At 57.0% G+C, this 1,366-nt stretch carries 2 protein-coding genes; both read right to left on the bottom strand.

What is annotated here, in order from left to right; genetic code table 11:
• Window positions 1–609: DUF599 domain-containing protein (locus tag Q0341_RS04190; protein ID WP_299510812.1), on the bottom strand; the 609-nt coding region annotated here is incomplete at its 3' end.
• 112 nt (window positions 610–721) lie between these two features.
• The gene (locus Q0341_RS04185; protein ID WP_299510811.1) at window positions 722–1,255 is read right to left on the bottom strand and encodes a flavodoxin family protein; all 534 of its coding nucleotides are present in this window, start codon (window positions 1,253–1,255) and stop codon (window positions 722–724) included.
• Window positions 1,256–1,366 lie beyond the last annotated feature (111 nt).

The raw sequence follows: 1,366 nt of genomic DNA, 5'->3' as shown, positions 1-1,366 counted from the left end.
CATGGGGGAAAAAAACCAAGCCATGGCCGCGAAAGAAAAATAATAGGCTCGCAAGCCATCGTTGAAGGTCTCGGCCGCTGCGCTGACCAGGTTCCCCCCGCGCTCTGCAAAGCGCTGACGGTCAAAGCGCTGGGCTTCAAAGTCCTCCGGCGGGGGCATGGCACCAATCACAAGGGCCACAAAGGTGTATTGCCGCATGGACCAAGAAAATCGGAAAAAAGCATACACAAAGATGCCCACCAAGACCAAAATTTTGAATTCAAAAACCAGCAAAGGCGTGGTCTGCGCAAACGGGATCTCACCCACCAGCTCTGCCGCCTTGTCGGTGGTGCCCAAAAGCGCAAACAAGCCGCCGATGATGATGATGCTGGTGGAAGAAAAAAAGGCTGGTGTCTGCGACAAGTTTTGAGTGATCAGGCCATCGAGCATGCGCGGGTCGCGTCCGGTGGCCTGCATCATCCACAGCTGTCGGTAACGGTTGGTGGTGGCAATCAGGCTTTGGTCACGCAGGCCACGCACCTTGGCCAACCAGGCATAACCCACCCACAAGGCAAAAAAGGAAAACAGTGCCAGCCAATCCAGCCAAGGCAACATGGTGATGATTTTCATGCCCCCATCCTAGCAAGTGGCAAGCGCTATCGGGGTCATCTCTGCCTTGGTCCCATAAAAAAAACCGGGGTGATGGCGATCACCCCAGCTTTTGCAGACCTCAAACGACCGATCAGCCGCGCAGCTTGGCCGCCACCGCGGCCACGCGCTCGCCGTAGGCTGTGGCGGTGTCCAGGTCGCCTTGGGGAATGTCTTCGGCGGGGCTGGTGGGGCCTACTTGCCCCATCACGCCTGAGTTGGAGCCGATGCGGTTGATGTTGCCGTCGTTCAGCGCTGGCTGACCGACCCAAACCATGCCTTGCTGCATGGCCAAGGTGATGAAGTACTGGATGGTGGACAGCTTGTCACCGCTGGGGCTGGCAGAGATGGTGAAGCCGCCTGCGACTTTGTCTTTCCAGGCACTGGTGAACCAACGCTTGGACGACGCATCGGCAAACTTCTTGAACTGCCAAGAAGCCATGCCCATATAAGTGGGCGAGCCGAAGATGATGGCGTCCGCAGCGTCCAGCGTGGCCCAGTCGGCATCGGTGATGTTGCCGTCGGCATCAATGGCGATGCTCTGGGCGTTGGCGCCTTGTGCCACAAACTGGGCCAAGCGTTGGGTGTGGCCGTAGCCGGAATGGAAAACAACAACGGTTTTAGACATGAGACAGTTCCTTGAAGTAGGGTAAAAAAAAGCGGTCAAAAAATAGGTTTACAAACGATCAGGCCTGGCTTCTCCAGAACAACCGCAGCCATCAGCAGGCGGCTCAAATGG

The sequence above is a fragment of the uncultured Limnohabitans sp. genome (assembly GCF_937889215.1).
Lineage (GTDB): Bacteria > Pseudomonadota > Gammaproteobacteria > Burkholderiales > Burkholderiaceae_C > Limnohabitans_A.
Note: the sequence above shows the minus strand (reverse complement) of the source record. Positions and strands in the feature narration are given on the sequence as shown.